1 protein-coding gene is annotated in these 256 nt (G+C 70.7%); it reads left to right on the forward strand.

Annotated elements, in window-relative coordinates:
- Positions 1–256, forward strand: a 256-nt coding sequence (locus UO65_RS04635; RefSeq protein WP_035279075.1) for a M28 family peptidase, incomplete at both ends; no start/stop codon positions are given.

Here is a 256-nt window from a genome sequence, read left to right on the forward strand (position 1 = left end):
GCAGCTCGACATCGCCCTGTACCTGAACTTCGACATGATCGCCTCGCCGAACGCGGGCTACTTCGTCTACGACGGCGACGACTCCGACGCCACCGGCGCGGGCGCGGGCCCGTACGGCTCGGCGCAGATCGAGGCGGCCTTCCACGGCTTCCTCAACGCCACCGGCACCCCCACCCGGGGCAGCGACTTCACCGGCCGCTCCGACTACGGCGAGTTCATCGCCAACGGCATCCCGGCCGGTGGCCTGTTCACCGGC

Source organism: Actinokineospora spheciospongiae (genome assembly GCF_000564855.1).
GTDB lineage: Bacteria > Actinomycetota > Actinomycetes > Mycobacteriales > Pseudonocardiaceae > Actinokineospora > Actinokineospora spheciospongiae.